Raw genomic sequence first — 23,022 nt, 5'->3', positions numbered from 1 at the left:
ACAGCCAGGAGGGTGAGCCATGGACGACGCGGCGCACGAGGCCGGACGGATACGGGACGCGCTGCTGACGCGGTTCGGGCGGCGCGGCTTCCTGACGGCGGCCACGGCGGTGACGGCGGCGGCGGGCGCGGGCCTCACGGCGGGGGCGCCCTCTGCCCAGGCGGCCCCGGCAGCACCGCCGCGCCCGGGGCACGGGCCGCGCCAGGTGCTCCAGCCGCACCGCGGCCCCATCCACGGCACGCACTACCTGCCCTCGCTGCCGGACCAGGTGCGCTGGGGCTACGTCCCCGCGCTCGGCGCCGAGCCGGTGCTGCGGGTGCGGTCCGGCGAGACCGTCACCGTCGACTCGGTCTCCCACGAGGGCCTGCTGGAGGACCAGGGCCGCGACCCGGAGGCGTACTTCACCGGGCACGGCGTGGACCGCGCGGACGTGCTGCAGGACGCCGTGGCGATCGCGCGCGCGTACGCGGGCCACACGCGGGACTTCGACGCCGACGGCCCGCACGTCATCACGGGCCCGGTGTTCGTGGAGGGCGCCGAGCCCGGCGACGTGCTGCGGATCGAGCCGCTGTCGCTGCTGCCGCGCGTGCCGTACGGCGTGATCTCCAGCCGTCACGGCAAGGGCGCGCTGGCGCGGCAGGCAGACGGCTCGGCACCGGACGGGATCACGCCCGGCGAGGTCATGCCGCCGGTCGGCACCGACGGCCGCGCCACCGGCGACCCGCTGCGGTACGGCAACGTCTCGGTGTTCACGCCGGTCGAGCGCGGCGAGGCGGTGCTGCCGCTCGGCGGGCAGGGCCGGGTGGCGTTCCCCCTCAACCCGCACATGGGCACGATGGGGGTGGCGTTCGCCGAGGCCCCGGCCGTCAACGCGCCCGAGCTGAACTCGATCCCGCCGACGCTGGGCGGCGGCAACCTCGACATCGCGCTGCTGGGCGACGGCTCCGCCCTGTACCTGCCGGTGCGCGCGGAGGGGGCGCTGTTCTACGCCGGTGACCCGCACTTCGCCATGGGGGACGGCGAGGTGGCGCTCACCGCGCTGGAGGGTTCGCTGCGCGCCACGTTCCGCCTGACCGTCTGCAAGCCGGGCTCCGGTGACGCGCCGCGGGTGGCGTTCAGCTACCCGTTCGGCGAGACCGGTGACGCGTGGCTGCCGGTCGGCCTGTCCGACCCGGACGGCGGCGCGCACGGGCAGGGCAGCGACCTGGACGTGGCGATGCGCCGGGCCGTGGTCAACGCGCTGGACTTCCTCCAGCACGACACGGGCATGGACCGGGCCACCGCTTACGCGTATCTGTCGGCGGCCGTAGACTTCCACGTCTCGCAGGTGGTGGACCGGACCGTCGGCGTGCATGCCCGCATCCCCAAGTCCCATTTCCCGCGCGGGCACTGGCGCTGACCGCACGGGTCTGAAGGGCACGGGCTCGGCTGGCAGACCGGTCATACCGCCCTGGACAGCGGACGCAGGGGGAACGTGTGACCGTATCGCTCTTGGCCACCGCCGTGACCGCGCTGGCCGCGCTGGTCCTGCTGGCTCGCTCCGTCACGATCGTGCCGCAGGGGTTCGTCTACGTCACGCGGCGGTTCGGCAGGCTCGCCCGGGCACTGGAACCGGGGGTGCGGCTGCGGCTGCCGGTCGCCGAGCGCCTCGCCTACCGCTTCCCCTTGCGGGAGGAGACCGCCGCCTTCCCGCCGCACCCGGTGGTGACGCGGGACCAGGGGCGGGTGCTGGTTGAGGTCCTGGTCTACGAGCGGGTCGCCGATCCGCTGGCCGCGGCATCCCGCTGGTACGAGTACACGCAGCAGCGGGAGCACATGGTGCACACCACGCTCCAGCGGACGGCGAGGCGCATGACGCAGGCCGAGGCGCTGGGCGCGTACGAGGAGCTGGACGCGGCGCTGCTGGCCGCGCTCACGGCGATGGCCGAACCGTGCGGCATGCGGATCACCCGCGTGGAGACCAAGCGCATCGAACCGGACCAGCCGCCGCGCGTCGCGAGCGGCACCGGGGACGGAGCGGCCCGGCAGCCGCGGCGCGCGGAGACCGCCGCCGCCGACGTGCCGGGCACCGCGCCGCTGCGCGACGGCGACCCCGAGCGGATCGGCCCGTTCACGCCGCGCGCCCGGCTCGGCGAGGGCGGCATGGGCACGGTGTACCTCGCGGCCTCGGCCGAGGGCGGGCTGGTGGCGCTGAAGGTGGTGCAGGAGCGGTTCGCCGCGGACCCCGCCTTCCGGCGCCGGTTCGCCCGCGAGGCGGAGGCGGCGCGCCGCGTCGGCGGCGAGTACACCGCCACCGTCGTCGGCGCCGACCCGGAGGGCGATCCGCCGTGGCTGGCCACGGAGTTCATCCCCGGGCCGACGCTGCGGGAGCTGCTGGAGCGGCACGGCCCGCTGCCGGTGCGCTCGCTGCTCGCGCTCACGGCCGGGGTCGGGCGGGCGCTGGTCGGCATCCACGCCTGCGGCATCATCCACCGCGATCTGAAGCCCAGCAACATCATCGTCTCGGCTACCGGGCCGCGCGTCATCGACTTCGGCATCGCCCGTCCCCTGGACGGCACGGCGCTGACCCAGACGCACCACGTCGTGGGCACGCCCGGGTTCCTGGCCCCCGAGCAGCTCACGGGCGCGCCGGTGACGCCCGCCTGCGACGTCTACGCGTTCGGCATGGTGGTCTGCCACGCGGCGGGCGTGGCGCCGTTCGAGGACGGCGAGGAGCGCTCGGCCGCGCTGCGGCAGCTGCCGTCGGCGCTGGCGCCGCTCATCTCCCGCTGCCTGGAGCACGATCCGGCGGCCCGGCCGTCGCCCGCCGAGCTGCGGGACGCGTTCGCGCCGGACCGCACCGCTGACTGGCTGCCGCCCGCCGCCCGCACGCTGGTGGACCTGCACGCCAGGTCGACCGTCGACGCGGTGCCGGGCGGCGGGCAGCCGCCGCACAACCAGGCTCAGAAGTCGTAGTCGTCGATATTGGAGGCGTCGAAGACGGTCGGCGGCCCCAGCACGATCTCGCCGTCCTCGCCGATGGTGTACTCGCCCAGCTCGCCCGCCGTGAACGTCTCGCCCTCGGCGCCGGTGATCTGGCCGGAGGCCAGCGCGGCTCCCGCGTAGGCGGCGAGGTAGCCCAGCTGCTCGGGGTCCCACAGCGCGAACGACTCGACGGTGCCGTCGTGGACGTACTCCCGCATCTGGTTGGGCGTGCCCAGGCCCGTCAGCGCCACCTCGCCCTGGTACTCGGAGCCCGACAGGTACCGGGCGGAGGCGGCCAGGCCCACGGTCGTCGGCGAGATGATGCCCGCCAGGCCGGGATAGGCGCGCAGCAGGCCCTGGGTCTCCTGGAACGACTTCTGGTCGTCGTCGTTGCCGTAGGCGACCGTCACCAGCTCGATGTCCTGGTACTCGGGCTTCTCCAGCTCCTCGCGCATCAGCTCGATCCAGGTGTTCTGGTTGGTGGCGTTGGGCGTGGCCGACAGGATCGCGATCTGGCCGGAGCCGCCGATCTGTTCGGCGATGGCGGCGATCTGGGTCTCCGCGATCGCCTGCGGCGTGGCCTGGTTGACGAACACGTCGCGGCAGTCGGGGCTGGCGTCGGAGTCGAAGGTGACGATGGCGGCGCCGGACTGGCTCGCCGACCGCAGCGCGCCGCACACGGCGTTCGGGTCGTTGGCGGCGGTGACGATGACGTCGGTCTGCTGCTGCGCCAGCACGTTGATGTAGCTGACCTGCGAGGAGGCGCCGGCCTCGGTGGGCCCGGTCTCCTCGAAATCGCCGCCGAACTCCTCGGTGGCGGCCCGTCCTCCGGCGCTGGCGACCGAGAAGTACGGGTTGTTGACCTGCTTGGGCAGGAAGGCCACCGACAGGCCCTCCTCGATGGGGGCGTCGGGGTCGGCCTCGCCGGCCGGGCGGTCGCTGCGCGCCCCGCTGTCGTTGCCGCCCCGCGTGGTTCCCCCGCAGGCGGCCAGCGCCAGGGCGGACAGCAGGGTGGCGGCGAGCGCGGCACCGCGCAGGGCTGAGGTGCGTGCGGGCATCGGCTACTCCTTCGCGTTGGGGGCTGGTCGGCGCAGGCGGGAGCGGGCCTGGGCGCAGGCGTGGGGGACGACGACGGAGGCGATCAGCAGGACGCCGGTGACCACGTCGAGCCGCTCGGCGGGAACGTCGGCCAGCTGGAGGGCGTTGCGCAGGGTGCCCAGCAGCAGGACGCCCGCGAGCACGCCGGGCAGCGTGCCCCTGCCGCCGAAGATGGACACGCCGCCGAGCAGCACGGCCGCCACGACGGCGAGTTCGAGCCCTTCGCCGTTGTCGGCGCGGGCACTGGCGTAGCGCAGCGTCCAGTACACGCCCGCCAGGCCCGCCACCGCGCCGGAGGTGACGAACAGCCAGAACGCCGAGCGGCGCACGGCGATGCCGGAGAACGCCGCCGCCTGCGCGTTGGCGCCGATGGCGTACAGCGCGCGGCCGAACGGCGTGGCGTGCAGCACGACGCCGAAGCCGGCGGCCAGCAGCAGCGCGCCGGCCATGGCCCACGGCAGGGCGGTGCCCGCGATGGTGGCGCTGGCGGCGTCGGTCCAGTCGAACGGGAAGTCGGCGACGGCCCGGTCGCCGAGCACCACGTACGCCAGGCCCCGGTAGGCGGCCAGCGTGCCGATGGTGACGGCGAGGGAGGGCAGCCCGAACCCGGTGACGCACAGGCCGTTGACCGCGCCGAGCAGCGCGCCCAGCACGATGACGGCGGGCACGATCAGCTCCAGCGGCCAGCCGCTGAGCCACAGCTGGCCCATCACGGCGCTGCACAGGCCGAGGACGGAGGCGACCGACAGGTCGATCTCGCCGGTGACGACGATCATCGTCATGGGGAGCGCCAGCAGCGCGATCGCGACCGCGTCCAGCAGCAGGAAGCGGATGTTCTGGGTGCTGGCGAAGCCGTCCACGAGCAGGCATGAGCCGAGGACGACGAGGGCGAGCGCCAGGCCGATGGCGGTGTCCCAGCGGGCCAGCGGGCTCCCGGTGCGGCGCCGGGCGGGACGTGCGGCGGGGCGTTCGGACGTGGCGGCGGGGCGGGAGGTGTCAGGCACGGTTCGTCGTCCCCCTTCGCGGGCCGGAGCGGACCGCGAGCAGGCGGTCCAGGGCGATGGCGGCGAGGATCAGCGCGCCGACGACGGCCTGCTGCCAGAACGGGTTGACGCGCAGCACCGCCAGCGAGCTGTCGATCGTGGTGAGCAGCAGGGCACCGAGGGCGGCGCCGGCGGCCGTGCCGCTGCCGCCGAAGATGGCGACCCCGCCGACCACGGCGGCGGCGACCACCTCCAGCTCCATGCCCTGGCCCACGGTGGCGTCCACCGTGCCGAACCGCGCCGCGTACAGCACCCCCGCGAGCCCGGCGAGTGTGCCGCTGACGATGAATGCCGTCAGCACGCGCCGCCCGACGGGGATGCCCGCCAGCCGCGCCGCCGCCGGCTCGGAGCCGATCGCGTACAGCTCCCGGCCGCTCCGGTAGTCCCGCAGGAAGACGGCGACGAGCGCCAGCGCAACGGCGGCGATCACCGCCAGCCACGGGATGCCCAGCACCCGGTCGGTGCCCATCGCCAGGAACGCCCGGGGCATGTCGGCGGCGTTGATCTGGTCGCCCGCGGCAAAGGAGTGGGCGACGCCGCGGAAGACGTACAGCGTGCCGAGCGTGATGACGAGCGCGGGGACGCGCGCGCTGGCGACGAGCGCGCCGTTGAGCACGCCGCAGGCGGCGCCGATCGCCATGCCCGCCAGCACGGCGACGGGCAGCGGGGTGCCGGGCGCCTCGGTGAGCAGCGTCGCGGTGCCGAAGGCGGACAGGCCGAGGACCGAGCCGACGGACAGGTCGATGTTGCGGCTGATGATGACGACGGTCTGGCCGACGGCGAGCACCACGAGGACCGCCGCGCTCAGCATCAGGTCGCGCAGTGACTGCTGGGACAGGAAACGGGAGTTGGCGGCGGCGGTCGCGGCGGTCAGCGCCACCAGCGCGGCCAGGACGCCCAGTTCGCGCACGCGCCGCAGCCGGGAGGTGACCGGGGCGGCGCCGCTGCCGGGTCGCGCGGTGGTCATCGGGCCCCCTTCCGCTGGCGCGCGGCTGGCCGCTGGCCGGTGGCGGCGAGCATCACCGTCTCCTCCGTCGCCTCGCCGCGGGGGAGTTCGGCGGTGAGGCGGCCCTCGTGCATCACGAGCACGCGGTCGGCCATGCCGAGCACCTCCGGCAGCTCGGAGGAGACCATGAGCACGGCCATGCCCTTGCCGGCCAGGTCCGCCATGATGCGGTGGACCTCGGCCTTGGTACCGACGTCGATGCCGCGGGTCGGCTCATCGACGAGGAGCACGGCGGGCGAGGCCGCCAGCCACTTGGCGAGCACGATCTTCTGCTGGTTGCCGCCGGAGAGCGTGGCGACCGGGTCGGTCAGGCGGCCCAGGCGGACGCTGAGCCGCTCGGTCCACTCCCGGGCCGCGGCCCGTTCCCGGCGGCGGGAGAGCAGGCCGCGCCGGGTCAGGGCGCGCAGGCGGGTGAGCGTGGCGTTGCGTTCCACGGACATCGCCATCACCAGGCCCTGCTGGCGCCGGTCCTCGGGCACGAGTGCCAGCCCGGCCGCCATGGCGGCGGCGGGTGAGCCGGGCGGCAGCGGTTCGCCGCGCACCAGCACCTCGCCCTCGTCGTACCGGTCCACGCCGAAGACGGCGCGCACCACTTCGCTGCGGCCCGCGCCCACGAGCCCGGCCAGGGCGGTGATCTCGCCGGGGCGCAGGTCGAAGCTGACGTCGCGGAAGGCGCCGTGGCGGGTGAGGGACCGCACCCGCAGCACCGGCTCGGCCGCCGGGCCGGGGCCGCCGGCGCGGCGGCCAGAGCCGGAGTAGAGGGCGGAGACCTCGCGGCCGACCATGCGGCGCACCAGCGTCTCGGTGGTGAGCGCGCTGGCCGGGCCGGTGGAGACCCGCTGGCCGTCGCGCAGGACGGTGACGCGCTGGCTGAGGGCGAAGATCTCCTCGAAGCGGTGCGAGATGAACAGCACCGCCGCGCCCTGGTCGCGCAGCGCGCGGACCACGGAGAACAGGCGCTCCACCTCCACGCCGGACAGCGCCGCCGTGGGCTCGTCCATGACAAGCAGGCGGGCGTCGGCGGACAGCGCCTTCGCGATCTCCACCAGCTGCTGGTCGGCGATGGACAGGCCGCGGGCGAGGCGGCGCGGGTCGAGCGGCACGCCGAGCCGCCCGAAGAGGCGGGCGGCCCCGGCGTGCATGGCGGCGCGGTCGATGCGCCCAAGGCTCCGGGTGGGGTGACGGCCCATGAAGACGTTCTCCGCGACCGTCAGGTCGGGGAAGAGCACGGGTTCCTGGTAGATCACCGCGATGCCCGCCGCCCGCGCGTCGGCCGGGGTGGCGAACTCGGCGGGCGCGCCGTCGACCTCGATCCGGCCGGAGTCGGGCTGGTGCACGCCGGAGAGCAGCTTCACCAGGGTGGACTTCCCGGCGCCGTTCTCGCCGACGAGGGCGTGCACCTCCGCGGGGTACAGCTCGAGGGTGACGCCGCGGACGGCGGCGACGGGACCGAAGGACTTGCTGACGGCGTCGAGTCGGAGGAACGGGCGGGGAGGCGGTTGAGCCGGGACAGCGGGCATGGCCCTCCCTTGGGGTGCACAACGCGATGAACACGGCTATGAAACGATTCAAGGCGTGTGATCTACACCATATGTAGGGATTTGTGGGGGTGTCAATACGCTGTCGGCAACCTGGTTCCTGCGGGTTTTTCCTCCCCCGCCGCGCCCGCGCCCGAAACCGCCGGGCCGCTCGCACCGCGAAGCGCGGGGGACGCGGCCGGCTGTCAGTGCCACGGCTTAGGCTCGGTGGCATGGGTGAGATCCTCCAGCCCCGGCAGGCCCCGGGCAGCTGCTGCGCTCCCGGGCGGGCGGCGTCCGGGACCAGCGAGACGGCCGGGACCGCCGCGGCTCCGGCGTCCGGCGAGGCCCCGGCGGCGGCCCGGAGCGAGGCGGCCCGCGGCGAGGCGGCCTGGAGCGAAGCCGAGTCCGGCCGGATGGTGCGGCTGCCCGGCGGCTCCTTCCTGATGGGCACCGACGAGGCCGCCGGCTTCCCGGACGACGGCGAGGGCCCCGTCCGCGAGGTGTGGGTCGACCCCTTCGAGATCGACGCCTACGCGGTGTCAAACCGCCGGTTCGCCGCCTTCGTCGAGGACACCGGATACGTCACGGACGCCGAGCGGTTCGGCTGGTCGTACGTCTATGCCGGCTTCGTCACCGCCGAGCACCGCAAGCGGTCGCGCCGCCCGGCCGACACCCCCTGGTGGTGCGGCGTGCCGGGGGCCACCTGGCGGGAGCCGGAGGGCCCCGGCTCCGGCATCGACGACCGCTGGGACCACCCCGTGGTGCACGTGTCGTGGGCAGACGCCGCGGCGTTCTGCGAGTGGGCGGGCGGCGGCCTGCGGCTGCCCACCGAGGCCGAGTGGGAGTACGCGGCGCGCGGCGGGCTGTCCCAGGCGCGCTACCCCTGGGGCGACGAGCTGACGCCCGGCGGCGAGCACCGCTGCAACATCTGGCAGGGCCGCTTCCCGTTCAAGAACACCGGCGAGGACGGCTACCTCGGCACCGCCCCCGTGGACGCCTTCGAGCCCAACGGCTTCGGCCTGTACAACGTCGCGGGGAACGTCTGGGAGTGGTGCGCCGACTGGTTCAGCCCCGACTGGCACGTCACCGGCCCGCGCCGGAACCCGGCGGGCCCGCCGCGCGGCGAGGCCCGGGTGATACGCGGCGGCTCATACATGTGCCACGAGTCGTACTGCAACCGCTACCGCGTCGCCGCTCGCAGCCGGAACACCCCCGACTCCTCAGGGGGCAACATGGGCTTCCGCTGCGCCCGGTCCCTCACGCCAGCGACTCGTTGATGCGCTCCTCGATGCCGACGTAGTGCGCCCGCACCGCATCCCGGGCGCGCTCGGGATCGCCGCTGAGGACCCCCTCAAGGATCGCGGCGTGCGAGCGGTGGATCTCCACGGGCGCCCGGCGCGGGACCGTGGGCGCGGCGCGGTGGTAGGCCAGCCAGAACAGGTCGAAGAGCTGGAGCAGCATCTCGTTGCCGAGGTCGGCGAAGAGCAGCCGGTGGAACTCCCGGTCCTGGTCGGTTATGTCCTCCCCGCGCTCGGCGCGCGCCAGCATCGTGTCGAGCACCGCGTGCAGCTCGGCCGCTGACCGGGGCGTCAGCGCGCTCATGGCGTCGGCGATCAGGCCGGACTCCAGGGTCTTGCGCAGGGCCACGAGGTCCCGCAGCGCGCGGGGCCCGCGCATCAGACCGTAGGGGAGGTGGTCCAGCAGCGGCGCGAAGGAGAAGTCCTTGACATAGACGCCGCTGCCGCGCCTGGTCTCCAGCACGCCGGTCGACTCCAGGGCCTTGACCGCCTCGCGGACCGAGTTGCGGCTGACCCCGAAGCGGCGGGCGAGTTCGGCCTCGGGCAGCAGCGGGTCACCCGCGCGCAGCCCCTCGCTGAGGATGTAGTTCCGGATCTCGTCCTGCACGGTCTTGTGCAGCGGGGCGGGCGCCGCCAGGCGCGGGAGTGCCGCCTTGCCCCCGTGTGCGTTCGTGTTCTGGTCCACCGGTTACCTGACTTCTTGACAGTGCGCCGTGCTCATCCTACGGTCCAAAATCTGTAGGATATCTGTCAGGATGCTCATCGGATGATCAGATCCGAAGGGGTCCGCGACACCCGCGGGGAGACCCGGTTGGCAGCAGCAGCGGCGCTGAGCCTGAGAAACGTGACGGTCGAGTTCACCACCCCGGCGGGTGTGGTCCGCGCGGCCGACGACGTCAGCTACGACGTCCACCCCGGCGAGACCCTGGGAGTCGTCGGCGAGACCGGCTCCGGTAAGAGCGTGACCGTGCTGGCCGCGCTCGGCCTGCTGGGCGCGTCAAACGTGCGACGCGTCAGCGGCCAGGCGCTCCTCGGCGGCGAGGGCGGCACCGACCTGCTGGCCCTGCCCGGGCCCGAGGTGCGGCGCGTCCTCGGGCGCGAGATCGCGATGGTCTTCCAGGACCCGGTCTCGGCGCTCAACCCCGTGCAGAAGGTGGGCGACCAGATCGCCGAGACGCTGCGGGTACACGACCGCACGCTGTCCGCGCGCGCCGCCCGCGCCCGCACCATCGAGCTGCTGCGGACGGTCGGCGTCCCCCACCCCGAGGGCCGCTACGACGCCTACCCGCACCAGTTCTCCGGCGGGATGTGCCAGCGGGCGGTCATCGCCATGGCCATCGCCAACCAGCCCCGCGTCCTCATCGCCGACGAGCCCACCACCGCCCTCGACGTCAGCGTGCAGGCCCAGATCCTCGACGTGCTGCGGCTGGCGGCCCGGGAAACCGGCGCGGCGACCGTGATGATCACCCACGACCTGGGCGTGGTCGCCGAGACGGCCGACCGGGTGTGCGTGATGTACGGCGGCCGCGTGGTCGAGACGGGCACGGTGCACGAGCTGTTCGCCCGGCCCCGCCACCCCTACACGGCGGCGCTGCTGTCCTCGCTTCCCCGGCTCGACGCGCGTCAGGACCGGCTGATCCCGATCCCGGGCCAGCCGCCCGACCCGCTGCGGCTGCCGCCGGGCTGCCCGTTCGAGCCGCGCTGCCCCGTGGGCCGGGGACGGCAGGAGTGCCGCACCGTCAGGCCGGAGCCGCGCGCCGCCGGGACCGGCAGCTCCGCCTGCCACTTCCCCCAGGAGGCGGCACGGGTGCTGGCCCCGCCGGACCCCGCCCCCAGCCAGCCCGCCCCCGCCCCGCCCGCCGAGCCGGTCACCGTGCTGCGGGCCGAGAAGCTGCACAAGCTGTACCCCGTCCGCTCCGGTGTCTTCGCGCGCGCCTCCTCCTGGGTCCGGGCGGTGGACGGCGTGTCCCTCCAGATCCCGGCGGGCCGCACGCTCGGCCTGGTCGGCGAGTCCGGCTGCGGCAAGTCGACCCTGGCGCGCATGGTGCTGCGGCTGACCGACCCCACCGAGGGATCGCTCACGGTCGAAGGCCGGGACGTGGTAGCGGCCGGCCGGGCCGAACTGCGGCGCATCCGGCGGCGGGTGCAGATGGTGTACCAGGACCCGTTCGCCTCGCTGAACCCCCGGCTGACCGTCGGGGACAACGTCGCCGAGCCGCTGCGGCTGGCGGGCGGCTACTCCCGGCAGGCCCGGCGCGCCCGCGTGCGGGAGCTGTTCGACCGGGTCGGGCTGCTCCCGGAGCACGTCAGCCGCTACCCGGCCGAGTTCTCCGGCGGGCAGCGGCAGCGCGTGGCCATCGCGCGGGCGCTCGCGCTCCAGCCCCAGCTGCTGATCCTGGACGAGCCGGTCTCCGCGCTGGACGTGTCCGTGCAGGCGCAGGTCCTCAACCTGCTGGCCGATCTCCAGCGCGAGTCGGGCATGGCCTACCTGTTCGTCAGCCACGACCTGTCGGTGGTGCGGCACGTGGCCGACGAGGTCGCCGTGATGTACCTGGGCCGCATCGTCGAACACGGCGACGCGGAGCGGCTGTACACCCGGCCGCGCCACCCCTACACGCGGGCGCTGCTGGCGTCCGTGCCGATCCCCGACCCCGCCGGGCGGGAACGGCGGCGGCGCGCGCCGCTCGGCGGGGACGTGCCGAGCCCCACCGACCCGCCGTCGGGGTGCCGCTTCCGCACCCGCTGCGAGCTGGCGGTGGGGCGCTGTGCCGAGGAGGAACCCGTGCTGCAGCAGGTGGACGGGCGGCAGGTGGCCTGCCACATCGCCGAGGAGGTCCGGTCGTGAGCGCACCGTCCCCCGCCTCCCCCGCCGACGACGCCACGGGCCCCGGGCCCCAGGCCCTCCCGCCGGCGCCGGACGGCCGGCGCACCCCCGCGGTGGTGCGCCGGTTCACCCGGTCCCGCTCGGCGGTGGCCGGGGCGGCCGGCCTGCTGCTGCTGGTGCTGGCGGCGCTCGCCGCGCCCCTGATCACGCCGTACGGCCCCAACGCCCAGGACGCCGAGGCCCTGCTCGGCCCCTCGGGGGCGCACCCGCTGGGCACCGACGAACTCGGCCGCGACATCGCCTCCCGGCTGGTGTACGGCGCCCGCGCCTCCCTCGTCGTCGGCTTCGGCGCCGCCGCGCTCGGCGCGCTCGGCGGCGTGCCGCTCGGCCTGCTCGCCGGCTACCTGGGCCGCTGGGTGGACACGGTGGCGATGCGCCTGCTCGACCTGCTGCTGGCCGTGCCCGGGATCCTGCTGGCACTGGTGCTGATCGCCCTGCTCGGGCCGGGCCGCTTCAACCTCATCCTGGCCATCGGCATCGGCGCCGTCCCCGAGTTCGGGCGGCTCACGCGGGCGGCCACGCTGGAGATCCGCGAACGCGACTTCGTCGTCGCCTCGCGCGGCATGGGCGCCTCCGCGCCGGACACCATGGTCCGCACCGTCCTGCCGAACATCCTCGGCCCCATCGTCGTCCAGCTCATCGTGACGGCCTCGCTTGCCATCGTCATCGAGGCGGGGCTCAGCCTGCTGGGGCTCGGCGCCCCGCCGCCCGCACCGTCGTGGGGCGCGATGCTCCAGGAGGCACGGTCGTACATGTACCTCAGCCCGTGGTTCGGCGTCTTCCCCGGGCTGTGCCTGGCGTTCACCGTCTTCTGCCTTGACCGGGTCGGGCGCGGCCTGCAACTGGCCGTCGGCTCCGAGGTCTCCAGCGGCGCGAGGGAGGGCACCCTCTGATGTACGCGTACGTGGTACGGCGGCTGCTCCAGTTCGCCGTCGTGCTCTTCCTCGGCTCGGTCGCGGTCTGGGCGTTCGTCTACGCGCTGCCCGGCGACCCGGCGACCACGCTGGCCGGCCCGGACGCCACCCCCAGCGAGATGGCGGCGACCCGCGAACGGCTCGGCCTGGACCGGTCGGTCGTCGAGCAGTACGTCATCTGGCTCCGCAACGCCGTCACCGGCGACCTCGGCGTCTCCTACTTCTCGGCCGAACCGGTCACGTCCGCGCTCAGCGACGCGATCCCGGCGACCGCCCAGCTCGCGCTGCTGGCCATGGCGCTGACGCTGCTGATCGCCGTGCCCGCCGGGATCGTCACCGGGCTGTGGCCGCGCTCGCTGGCGGGCCGGGCGGTGCAGGCGTACCTGACGGCGGGGCTGGCCATCCCCGCGTTCTGGCTCGGGCTGCTGCTGATCATCCTGTTCGCGGTGCGGATGGGGGCGCTGCCCGCGGCCAGCGACTACGTGCCGCTCGCCGCCGACCCGGCCGGGGCGCTGGAGGCGTCCATCCTGCCGGCCGCCGCCATCGCCGCGCACGCCTCCAGCATCGTCGCCCGCTTCCTGGCCACCTCGCTGCGCGAGGTGATGGGCCGGGACTACATCCGCACCGCCCGGGCCAAGGGCGTGCCCGAGCGGGACGTGATCCGCCGCCACGCGCTGCGGAACGCCTCGCTGCCGGCCGTCACCGTGGTCGGGCTCCAGCTCGGCGGCTTCCTCGGCGGGACGGTCGTCATCGAGGCCGTCTTCAACTACCCGGGGCTCGGGCGGCTGCTCTACACCTCGATCGGCGAACGGGACTACGCCGTCGTGCAGGGCGGCGTGCTCTTCGCCGTCACCGCGTTCCTCTGCCTCAACCTGCTCGTCGACCTGCTGTACGCCTACCTCGATCCGCGCATCCGCCTCGCCTGACGGCCGCGCCACGCCACGGGACGGCCGGGCCGCCGCCAGGCCGCGCCGGCCCGCGCGGACCACGCGAGAACACCAGAACAGGAGTCCGACATGGCACACGTCCGGCTCGCCCGGCGCTCGTTCCTGCGAGCCGCGGGCGCCGCGGGGGCGGGGACCGCGCTCGGCCTGCCGCTGCTGGCCGGGTGCGGCTCCGGCACGCCGAGCGCCGGTGACCGGGTCAGGCTCGGCACCACGCAGATCATGCAGTTCGACCCGTACCAGACCAACACGGGCCTGCACATCCACGCGTTCTACACCTACCTGATCTCCTACGGCGGCGGTTACGAGCCGAGGCCGTCGGGGGCGGAGAGCTGGGAGTTCGCCGACGACCACCGGTCGGTGACGATCACGCTGCGGCCGGGCACGTTCCACTCGGGCCGCGACATCACCGCCGCGGACGTGGTCGCCGGCGTGGAACGGGCCAAGGACCCCGCGCAGGCGTTCACCATGGCGCAGCCCTCGGCGTTCATCGCGTCGGCCACCGCGCTGGACCGGCACCGGGTGCGGCTGGACTTCACCGGCCCCACGCCCGAGGAGCTGGTCCTGGACTGGATGTACGCCTTCCCGCTGGTGCCCGCCGACCGGAACGACGCCGCGTCGCTGGCCAACGAGCCCGCCGGCTCCGGCCCCTACCGCCTGGAGACCTTCGAGCGCGACGAGCGGCTGGTCCTCACCCGCAACCCGGACGTGTGGCCCGGCGAGCGGCCCCGCCTCGACCAGGTGGAGGTCCGCTTCTTCCGGGATGAGGACTCGCTGGTCAGCGCCCTGGAGTCGGGCGACGTGGACGGCGCGCTGTACGTGGCGCTGCGCCACGACGCGCGGCTGCGCGAGCACTTCACCGTGGTCGAAGGGCCCGGCCACATGAACCTGTTCTTCATGAACGCCACCCTGCCGCCGTTCGACAACAAGCGGCTGCGGCAGGCCCTGGCGCGGGCGGTGGACCGCGAGCGCATCATCGAGCAGGTCGGCTTCGGCCTCGGCGAGCCCGTGTACACGGCGTTCACGCCGGACTCCCCCGCCTTCGACGCCTCGTACCTGCGGCGGCAGTCATTCGACCTGGACGCGGCCGAGGCCATGCTGCGGGAGGCGGGCGGCCCCATGGAGGCGACGGCCGGGGTCGGCGACGAGCCGGGCGCGGTGGAGATCCTCCAGATCCTCCAGCACGACTTCGAGCGGATCGGCTTCCGCCTGACCATCGACCCGATGGAGCAGACGACCTTCCTGGAACGGCTGTTCGCCAGCGAGCTCCAGTGCGCCGTCGCCGCGCAGCCGAACAACCTCCAGAGCCCCTCGCTTGTGGCGCGCGGCCGGCAGATGCTTCCTACCGAGGACAACGTGATGCTGGGCGCGGACGTCCCGGCCGCCTACACCGAGGCGGTGCGGGCCGCGGCCACCGCCGTGACCCCCGAGGCCCAGCGGGACGCCTACGCCCGGCTCAACGAGGTGCTCGTCGACGAGGCGTGGGCCGTCGGGCTGGCGACCTCCCCGTCGCTGAACGCGCTCGACCCGGACGTCACCGGACTCAGCTTCGACCGGCGCGACTACGTCCGGTGGACCGGCCTGCGCCGCGGCTGACCCCCTCTTCCCCGACCCCATGGCAGAAAGGCCCGCATGGACGCGTTGGACTATTCGACAGCCAGCCCGGTGATGAGCCTGCTCACGGCCGTCTTCACGCCGTTCAGGCCGGACGGCTCGCTCAACCTGGACACCGTGGACGCGCAGGCCGAGGCCGTCGCCGCCTGGGGATGCCCGGCGGTGTACGTCGGCGGCACCGCCGGCGAGGGCGCCTCGCTGACCGGTGCGGAGCGGCGGGCGCTGCTGGAACGGTGGTGCCAGGCGGCCGCCGGGCGGGAGCTGGACGTCATCGCCCACGTGGGGCACACCAGCCTGGGCGAGGCGCGGGAGCTGGCCGCCCACGCGGCGGCGGCCGGGGCGCGGGCGATCTCGGCGGTGCCGCCGTACTTCCACCGGCCCCGGGACGCCGGCGAGCTCGCGGACTTCCTGGCGCGGCTGTCCGAGGCGGCGCCCGGGCTGCCGTTCATCTACTACCACATCCCGGCGGTGACGGGCGTGACGATCCCGGCGAGCGAGGTGCTGGCGGCGGCCCGGGAGCGGGTGCCGTCGTTCGCGGGCCTGAAGTTCGCGCACGGCGACCTGGCCGACTTCCAGCGCTGCCTGGAGCTGGCCGAGGGCAAGTACGAGATGTACGTGGGCAACGCCCGGCTGCTGCTCGCGGCGATCGGGGTGGGGGCGCGGGCCGCGATCGGCTCGGTGTACAACTTCGCGGCCCCGCTGTACCTGCGGATGATCCGTCACGTCGAGCGCGGCGAGTGGGAGGAGGCGCGCCGCTGCCAGCTGCGGGCGCAGGCCGCGATCGACGCGGCATCCGGCTACGGCGGCGAGCTGGCCGGGTTCAAGGCGGCCGCGGCGCTGGCCGGGGTGGACTGCGGGCCGTGCCGCCCGCCGCTGCCCGCGCTGGACGCCTCCCGGCTGGACGGGCTGCGGGCCGACCTGGCGTGGCTGGGACTGCTGGACCGGCACGGCGGACAGGGCAGTCCGGAGAGCCAGCGCAGCGGTGAGGAGGGACCGGCGTGACGGGCGGCCGGGAGACGGGCCGGCGGCGGCCCAGCGTGCTGCTGGTCCAGGCCGACCAGTTCCGGTGGGACTGCCTGGGCGCGGCCGGGCACCCCGACGTCTCGACGCCGCACCTGGACCAGCTGGCGGCCGACGGGGTGCGGTACACGGAGGCGTTCTGCCCGCTGCCGGTGTGCACGCCGTCGCGGTACTCGCTGCTGACGGGCCTGTACCCGCACCAGCACGGCGGCTGGACCAACCACTGCACGCTGCCGCCCGCCACCTGGACATTCCCCCGCGCGCTGCGGCAGGCCGGGTACCGGACGGCGGCGGTCGGCAAGATGCACTTCACGCCCGCGTACCTGGACGTGGGCTATGCGCGGATGACGCTGGCGGAGCAGCACGGCTCGGGGCGCTGGGAGGACGACTACCACCGGGAGCTGCGCGAGGCCGGGCTGGCGCCGGTGGCGGACCTGACCGACCAGGAGGAGTGGGCCCGGGCCAGCGCGCCCGCCGCGTACTGGCGCGACTTCGGCGCGGGCCGCTCGGACCTGCCGGAGGAGTGGCACTCCACGACGTGGATCGCGGAGCGGGCGCTGGCCGAGCTGGAACGGTGGGACGAGGCCGGCGGGAACCTGCTGCACGTGTCGTTCATCAAGCCGCACCACCCGTTCGACCCGCCGGCGCCGTGGGACGAGCGGTACGACCCGGCGGCGCTGACGGTGCTGCCGGGATGGACCGACGCCATCCCGCCGGCCGACCTGCCGCACCAGCGGCACGCCTACTTCCCGTACGAGACGCTGACCGAGGCGGCGCTGCGGCGCGTGATGGCCGGGTACTACGCGACGATCACCCAGCTCGACCACCACGTGGGCCGGATGCTGCGGCTGCTGCGGGAGCGCGGCCTGTACCAGGACACGCTCGTGGTGTTCACCTCGGACCACGGCGAGTACCTGGGCTTCCACCACCTGCTGCTGAAGAACGGGCCGATGTACGACCCGCTGGTGCGGGTGCCGCTGCTGGTGAAATACCCGGCCGGGCGGGGGCCGGGCACTGGTCCGTCCGGTGACCTGGTGTCGCTGACCGACGTGGCGCCGACGATCGCCAGCGTCTGCGGCGTACCGTCCCCGGCGTGGCTGCCCGGGCTGGACCTTACCGGCCCGGGCCCGGCCCGTGACGTCGTGTTCGCCGAGAACCGCACGTTCGGGCGGCACGAGCTGATGGCGCGCAGCCGCACCCACAAACTGCTGCTGTACGGGGACGTCCCGGCCGACGGCTCCGGGCACGAGGCGCCCGACGCGCTGTTCGACCTGGTGGCCGATCCGCACGAGCTGGACAACCGGCTCGCGGACCCGGCCGGGGCCGAAGCGGCGGCGCGGCTGCGGTCCGCCCTCGCCCGGTGGGCCATGTTCGACACCCCCGTGCCCACCTATCTCGACGAGGAGGCGCCCCGCGTGGACGCGCCCAACGTGCCCCCGCCCGTCCCCGCCCGGCGCGCCGCGCACCGGGCCTACTTCCAGGCGGCGGTTGCCCGGTCCGTGGCAGCCACCGCCGTCCAGCGCAGAGAGCCGGAGGAACCACCCGCATGAGCCGAGGACACAACCGCCTGACGCCGGTGGCGCTGGCCGTGGCGTGCGCGGCCCTGCTGCTGCCCTTAACTCCCGCGTTCGCCGCGCCGGGCGGTGCCCGCCCGGCCGGCCCGGCCAGCCTGCAGACCGCCTACGCCACGGTGTTCACCAAGGGCGAGGGCGGCTACCACACCTTCCGGGTCCCGGCCGTGGTGCAGGCGCCGGACGGCAGCCTGCTGGCCTTCGCCGAGGGCCGGGTCAACGGGCCCGGCGACGACGGCGACATCGACCTGGTGATGAAGCGGTCCCGCGACGGCGGCCGGACCTGGGGCCCGCTGACGGTGGTGCTGGACGACGGGCCGAACAAGGTCGGCAACCCGGTGCCGGTCGTCGACCGCACCACCGGCCGCCTGCTGCTCAACACCACGCACACCAGCGGCGACGTCACCACCGAGGACGTCCGCTGCGGCTACGCGGACGAGACGCAGACGCGCCGCTCGTTCATCCTCCACAGCGACGACAGCGGCGCGACCTGGTCGGCGCCCCGGGAGATCACCGCCCAGGTCAAGCCCGGCAACTGGCGCCACTTCGTGGGCGGACCGGGCCACGCCATCCAGCTCACCCAGGGCGAGCTGGCCGGACGCATCGTCATCCCCGGCAACCACTCCATCGCCCCGCCCGAGGGCTCGGGCATCGACTGCCTGGACAACAGCCTGTTCGGCGCGCACGCCCTCTACAGCGACGACGGCGGCCAGACCTGGCATCTCGGCGGCGTCGACACCCCGCTGACCGGCTTCATCAACCCCAACGAGAGCCAGGCCGCCGAGCTGGCCGACGGCACCGTGTACTTCAACGCCCGCGACCAGCACGGCGTCAGCCCCGGCACCCGTGCCGCGACGACCAGCCCGGACGGCGGCGAGACCTTCGACCATCCCTACCAGGAGGTGACCGGCCTGACCGCACCCGTCGTGCAGGGCTCGGTCGTGGCGCTCCCCGAGGAGGTGGACCCGCGGCGGCCGCTGGTCTTCTCCGCGCCCGGGAGCGCCACCTCACGCACCGACATGACCCTGTCCGTCAGTACGGACGACGGCGCCACGTGGACCACCGGGCCGGTGGTGCACCAGGGCCCGGCCGGCTACTCCGACCTCGTCGCGCTCGACGAAGGACCGGGCTCCGGCACGGTCGGCGTGCTCTACGAGAACGGCTCCGACGACGAGCCCTACCACCAGCGGATCACCTTCGCCCGCGTCCCCGCGCAGCTGCTCGGCGGCGCCTGACGTAACGACACGCAACGGCAGAGCGCCGCCGGCCTGACCGCGCCTCAGCCAGCGCGGGTGAGGCTGTCTATCATCCCGCCCCACTCGGGGCCGTCCCACGTGATGATCAGGTGGGTACCGTCGGGATCCAGCTCGACGGTACCCGCCGACCGGCTCTCGTCCGGTGTCTCGCAGTCCAGCTCCAGGCGCGTCTCGCCGTTCTCGGTGCTCAGCGTGCCGGGGCAGGCGAGGGTGCCGGTGGTCTCCACCTCTTCGCCGCTGATGGTGAGCGTCTCGATGGGGCTGTCATTGATCGGCTCCCACGTGCCGTCGATGGAGCCGGCCGCGTCAGCACCGCCGTCCGCCGCGCCGTCAGCGCCGTCGTCCCCGGCGGCTTCCTCCTGCTCTTCCTGCTCTTCCTGCTCTTCCTGCTCCTGCTCCGGCGACTCCTGCTGGGACTGTTCCTGGGTCTGCTCCTCCTGCCCGCCGTCGTCATCGCCGCCGCATCCGGCGAGCCCGCCGACGACAAGCACGCCCCCCGCGATCGCCGCGGCCATCCGCGCAGCCGCCCTCATGAACCGTCCACTCCCCTTCACATCAGGCACGTTTCCTGTCGGTCGCGGCTTATCCTGCCACCCGCCACTGACAGTCACGGCGCGAGGGCAGGGCAGCGGGAAGCGCCCGTTACCGGCCGGCCCCGGCCAGGTGGGCCGTAAACCAGTCGCGCGCGAGTTCGGCCACCTCCGACAGCGCCCCCGGCTCCTCGAACAGATGCGTGGCCCCGGGCACGACCGCCAGCCGGGAGGTGCCCCCCAGCTCCCGCAGCGCGGCCTCGTTGTACCCCCGCACCGGCTCATCCAGCTCGCCGACGACCAGCAGCACCGGCGCCGTGACGGCGCCCAGCATGCCCTCGCCCGCCAGGTCCGGCCGGCCACCGCGCGAGACGACCGCCGCGATGCTCTCCCCCGCGCCCGCCGCCGCCCGCAGCGCGGCGGCGGCACCGGTGCTGGCACCGAAGTAGCCGACGCGCGGCCCGTCGCCGAGCCGCCCGCGCAGCCAGCCGGTCACCTCATCCAGCCGGCCCGCCAGCAGCCCCACGTCGAAGACCAGCTCGCGGTCGGCGGCCTCCTCCTCGGTGAGCAGGTCAAACAGCAGCGTGCCGAGCCCTGCGGCGTTCAGCGCCTCGGCGACGAAGTGGTTCCGCGGGCTGTGACGCCCGCTGCCGCTGCCGTGCGCGAAGACCACGACGCCCGCGGTGTCCTCCGGTCCCCGCGGCAGCGTCAGCTCACCGCCCAGCTCCACGCCACCGGCGGGGATCCGCACCTCACCGCCCCGGGCGCGCTCAAGCAGCCCGACGACCTCCTCGTCCGTGGTCGGGGCGAAGTCCAGGTAGAACTGCCCCACCGCCATGAAGTCCTCGGGCGCCGCCAGGCACACCAGATCGTCGGCGTCGGCCCCCACCCGCGCCTCCCAGCCCCGGGGCGCGACCGGCACCGCCAGCACCACCTGCTCGGCGCCCCGCGCCCGCGCCGAGCGGCAGGCGGCGCGGGCCGTGGCGCCGGTGGCGATGCCGTCGTCCACGACCACCACCGTCCTGCCCCGCACGTCCACCCGCTCCCGGCTCCCCCGGTAGGCGCGCGCCCGGCGCTCCAGCTCGGTGCGCTCGGCCTCCTCCACGTCCACCAGGTCGTGCTCGTCGACCCGTGCCTGCGTCACCACGGCGTCGTTGATCACGCGCGCGCCGTCCTCCGCGATCGCGCCCATCGCCAGCTCGGGCTGGTACGGCACGCCCAGCTTGCGCACCACCGCCACGTCCAGCGGCGCCCGCAGCGCCCGCGCCACCTCCGCCGCGACCGGCACCCCGCCCCTCGGCAGCCCCAGCACCACCGTCTCGCGCTCCCGCAGCCGGGTCAGCTCGGCGGCGAGCCGCCGCCCGGCCTCGACGCGGTCAGCGAACACCACTGGCATGGGCCGCACCCCTTTCCTGACATGTTCCCGGCATGGTTCCCGGCGGTGGTTCCCGGCGTGCCTTCAGGTTTCCGCCTCAGCCCCCGGCCGTGCCCGGCGGGCATCCGCCTTCCATGGAACCGCCGCCCGCCCGGCCTGTCAGGCGCGGCGCGCGGCGGCATAATGCCCGCCCGCCGCTGCGCGGCCGCTTGGCGGCCAGAAAGCGGCGCACCCGCTGCCACGGCCAGGTGTTGAGGACGTCGTCGGCGGTCAGCCAGCCGCGCTGGGCGGTGCCCACGCCGTAGCGGACGTGCGCCAGGTGCGTGACGGCGTGGGCGTCGCTGTCGATGGCGAAGACGACGCCGTGCTCGCGGGCCCGCAGGATGTGCTCGTCGTTCAGGTCCAGCCGGTCCGGGTGCGAGTTGACCTCCAGCGCGGTGCCGGTGCGGGCGCAGGCGGCGAACACGGCGTCGAAGTCCGCTTCGATGCCGGGACGCCTGCCGATCTTCCGGGTCGTCGGGTGGCCGAGGACCGAGACGTACGGGTTCTCGCAGGCGCGGATCAGGCGCCGGGTCTGGGCCGCCCGGTCCAGGTCGAAGTGGGAGTGGACCGAGGCGACACACAGGTCGAAGCCCGCCAGGAACTCCCCCGGCCAGTCGACGTCGCCGTCCGGGCCGATGTTCAGCTCGGTGCCGTGCAGCACCCGCATGCCCCGGCCGCGCCCGTGGGCCCGGTCCAGCGCGCGGACCCGCTCCCGCTGCGCCAGCGCCTTCTCGTCCGTCATCCGCTGCATGGCCAGCTGCGGCGCGTGGTCGGTGACGGCGTAGTAGGCGTACCCGCGCGCGGCGGCCTCACGGACCATGTCCTCCAGCGACGACACGCCGTCCGTCAGGTCGGTGTGCGTGTGCAGGTCGCCCCGCAGGTCGGACTCCGTGACCAGGCTGGGCAGCTCACCCGCGAGGGCGGCGGCGATCTCGCCCCGGTCCTCGCGCAGCGTCGGCGGGATCCACGGCAGGCTGAGCCGCTCGTACACCTCCTCCTCGCTGTCCGAGGCGATCAGCTGGCCGCTCTCGGCGTCGGCCAGGCCGTACTCCGACAGCTTCAGCCCCTTGCGGCCGGCGATGGTGCGGGTGGCGATGTTGTGGGCCCGCGAGCCGGTGAAGTACTGGAGCCCGGCGCCCCAGGACGCGGGCGGCAGCACCCGCAGGTCCAGCTGGAGCCCCTGGGCGGTGCGCACCGACGTCTTCTTCTCACCGCGCACGATGGTCTCGGCGGCCTGCGGCAGCCGGGTGAAGGCGTCCATGACGGGCCCGGAGTCCTCGGCGGCGACGAGCAGGTCGATGTCGCCGATGGTCTCCTTCATGCGGCGCAGGGACCCCGCGTAGCAGCAGCGGTCGCAGCCGGTGGCGCGGGCGAGCGCGGCGACGGTCTCCTCGGCGACGTCCATCGCGGCGTCGAGCAGGATCCGGCCGCCCGCCTGCCGGGCGAGTTCCACGCCGTGCAGCAGCTTCTCCTCGGTCTTGGGGCCGAAGCCCTTCAGGCCGCGCAGCTTCCCGGCGCGGATGGCCGCCACGAGCTGGTCGAGCGAGGCGATGCCCAGCTTCTCGTACAGGAGCATGGCGCGCTTGGGGCCGAGCGCCGGAATGCTGGTCAGCTCGCGCACCCCGGGCGGGATGGCGGCGCGGCGCTCCTCCAGGGCGGGCATGCGCCCGGTGGTGAGGTACTCGGTGACCTTGTCGGCGATCGACGCGCCGACGCCCGGGATGGCGCGCAGCTGCTTGGCGTCGAGCCGGGAGATGTCGGTGTGGTAACCGCCGATGGCGCGGGCGGCCTTCTCATAGGCGCGTGCCTTGAACGCCTCGCCGCCCGTGATCTGGAGCAGGTCGGCGTACTCCCGCAGCAGCGCCTCGACCTCGTCGTTCGGCCGGGCCATACGGCCACTGTAGGAAGCGTCCCGGCGCCCCGCATGGCGAGCGGGGCGGGGG

The 23,022-nt window shown here is 74.6% G+C and carries 18 protein-coding genes; 10 read left to right on the top strand and 8 right to left on the bottom strand.

The window, feature by feature from the left end; all coding sequences use genetic code 11:
- The first annotated feature begins 19 nt into the window (after window positions 1-19).
- Both JK356_RS00370 and JK356_RS00365 read left to right on the top strand, forming a co-directional pair.
- A complete protein-coding gene (locus JK356_RS00370; protein ID WP_236670530.1) occupies window positions 20-1,399 on the top strand; it encodes an acetamidase/formamidase family protein in 1,380 nt (459 codons plus the stop codon).
- Between the two features lie 77 nt (window positions 1,400-1,476).
- On the top strand, window positions 1,477-2,955 hold the full coding sequence (locus tag JK356_RS00365) for a protein kinase (RefSeq protein ID WP_307815333.1): 1,479 nt from the start codon (window positions 1,477-1,479) through the stop codon (window positions 2,953-2,955).
- Here JK356_RS00365 and rhaS read toward each other — a convergent pair.
- The 4 genes from rhaS to JK356_RS00345 are packed head-to-tail and all read right to left on the bottom strand — an operon-like array spanning window position 2,943 to window position 7,631.
- Entirely contained in the window at window positions 2,943-4,022 is a 1,080-nt protein-coding gene (gene rhaS, locus JK356_RS00360; RefSeq protein WP_201865407.1) for a rhamnose ABC transporter substrate-binding protein, read from the bottom strand. The genes JK356_RS00365 and rhaS overlap by 13 nt on opposite strands.
- A 3-nt stretch (window positions 4,023-4,025) precedes the next feature.
- Window positions 4,026-5,066 carry an ABC transporter permease gene (locus JK356_RS00355; RefSeq protein WP_201865406.1) on the bottom strand — a complete coding sequence of 347 codons (1,041 nt, stop codon included), beginning with the start codon at window positions 5,064-5,066 and terminating at the stop codon, window positions 4,026-4,028.
- Window positions 5,059-6,072, bottom strand: coding sequence for an ABC transporter permease (locus JK356_RS00350; RefSeq protein ID WP_201865405.1), 1,014 nt, complete (start codon window positions 6,070-6,072; stop codon window positions 5,059-5,061). The genes JK356_RS00355 and JK356_RS00350 overlap by 8 nt, the downstream gene beginning before the upstream one ends.
- On the bottom strand, window positions 6,069-7,631 hold the full coding sequence (locus JK356_RS00345) for a sugar ABC transporter ATP-binding protein (RefSeq protein WP_201865404.1): 1,563 nt from the start codon (window positions 7,629-7,631) through the stop codon (window positions 6,069-6,071). The genes JK356_RS00350 and JK356_RS00345 overlap by 4 nt, the downstream gene beginning before the upstream one ends.
- 230 nt (window positions 7,632-7,861) lie before the next feature.
- Between JK356_RS00345 and JK356_RS00340 the strand changes: the two genes are divergently transcribed.
- Entirely contained in the window at window positions 7,862-8,908 is a 1,047-nt protein-coding gene (locus JK356_RS00340; RefSeq protein ID WP_201865403.1) for a formylglycine-generating enzyme family protein, read from the top strand.
- On the opposite strand, the gene JK356_RS00335 is transcribed toward JK356_RS00340, so the two are convergent.
- Window positions 8,889-9,614 carry a FadR/GntR family transcriptional regulator gene (locus tag JK356_RS00335; protein ID WP_307815332.1) on the bottom strand — a complete coding sequence of 242 codons (726 nt, stop codon included), beginning with the start codon at window positions 9,612-9,614 and terminating at the stop codon, window positions 8,889-8,891. The genes JK356_RS00340 and JK356_RS00335 overlap by 20 nt on opposite strands.
- Before the next feature lie 81 nt (window positions 9,615-9,695).
- Here JK356_RS00335 and JK356_RS00330 point away from each other — a divergent pair, with 81 nt between their 5' ends.
- The 7 genes from JK356_RS00330 (at window position 9,696) to JK356_RS00300 (ending at window position 19,111) form a co-directional block, all read left to right on the top strand.
- The gene (locus tag JK356_RS00330; protein WP_201865402.1) at window positions 9,696-11,774 is read left to right on the top strand and encodes an ABC transporter ATP-binding protein; all 2,079 of its coding nucleotides are present in this window, start codon (window positions 9,696-9,698) and stop codon (window positions 11,772-11,774) included.
- Window positions 11,771-12,706, top strand: a complete 936-nt coding sequence (locus JK356_RS00325) for an ABC transporter permease (protein ID WP_307815331.1) — start codon at window positions 11,771-11,773, stop codon at window positions 12,704-12,706. Before JK356_RS00330 ends, JK356_RS00325 begins: the two co-directional genes overlap by 4 nt.
- Window positions 12,706-13,653, top strand: coding sequence for an ABC transporter permease (locus tag JK356_RS00320; protein WP_201865401.1), 948 nt, complete (start codon window positions 12,706-12,708; stop codon window positions 13,651-13,653). Before JK356_RS00325 ends, JK356_RS00320 begins: the two co-directional genes overlap by 1 nt.
- A 90-nt stretch (window positions 13,654-13,743) precedes the next feature.
- The gene (locus tag JK356_RS00315) at window positions 13,744-15,267 is read left to right on the top strand and encodes an ABC transporter substrate-binding protein (RefSeq protein WP_201865400.1); all 1,524 of its coding nucleotides are present in this window, start codon (window positions 13,744-13,746) and stop codon (window positions 15,265-15,267) included.
- A gap of 36 nt (window positions 15,268-15,303) precedes the next feature.
- Window positions 15,304-16,287, top strand: a complete 984-nt coding sequence (locus JK356_RS00310) for a dihydrodipicolinate synthase family protein (RefSeq protein ID WP_201865399.1) — start codon at window positions 15,304-15,306, stop codon at window positions 16,285-16,287.
- Entirely contained in the window at window positions 16,284-17,855 is a 1,572-nt protein-coding gene (locus JK356_RS00305) for a sulfatase-like hydrolase/transferase (protein ID WP_307815330.1), read from the top strand. Before JK356_RS00310 ends, JK356_RS00305 begins: the two co-directional genes overlap by 4 nt.
- On the top strand, window positions 17,852-19,111 hold the full coding sequence (locus tag JK356_RS00300) for an exo-alpha-sialidase (protein ID WP_201865398.1): 1,260 nt from the start codon (window positions 17,852-17,854) through the stop codon (window positions 19,109-19,111). The genes JK356_RS00305 and JK356_RS00300 overlap by 4 nt, the downstream gene beginning before the upstream one ends.
- 44 nt (window positions 19,112-19,155) lie before the next feature.
- Here the strand turns inward: JK356_RS00300 and JK356_RS00295 are convergent, their stop codons facing one another.
- From JK356_RS00295 to polX, 3 genes are all read right to left on the bottom strand, one after another.
- Entirely contained in the window at window positions 19,156-19,665 is a 510-nt protein-coding gene (locus JK356_RS00295) for a hypothetical protein (RefSeq protein WP_201865397.1), read from the bottom strand.
- A gap of 109 nt (window positions 19,666-19,774) precedes the next feature.
- The gene (locus tag JK356_RS00290) at window positions 19,775-21,052 is read right to left on the bottom strand and encodes a phosphoribosyltransferase family protein (RefSeq protein ID WP_201865697.1); all 1,278 of its coding nucleotides are present in this window, start codon (window positions 21,050-21,052) and stop codon (window positions 19,775-19,777) included.
- Between the two features lie 82 nt (window positions 21,053-21,134).
- Window positions 21,135-22,970: a DNA polymerase/3'-5' exonuclease PolX gene (gene polX, locus JK356_RS00285; RefSeq protein WP_201865396.1), complete on the bottom strand. Its 1,836-nt coding sequence runs from the start codon at window positions 22,968-22,970 to the stop codon at window positions 21,135-21,137.
- Window positions 22,971-23,022: the final 52 nt, after the last annotated feature.

Source organism: Streptomyces sp. 7-21 (assembly GCF_016741785.1).
GTDB lineage: Bacteria > Actinomycetota > Actinomycetes > Streptomycetales > Streptomycetaceae > Streptomyces.
The sequence above is the reverse complement of the archived record's forward strand: the minus strand, read 5'-3'. Positions and strand labels throughout refer to the sequence as shown.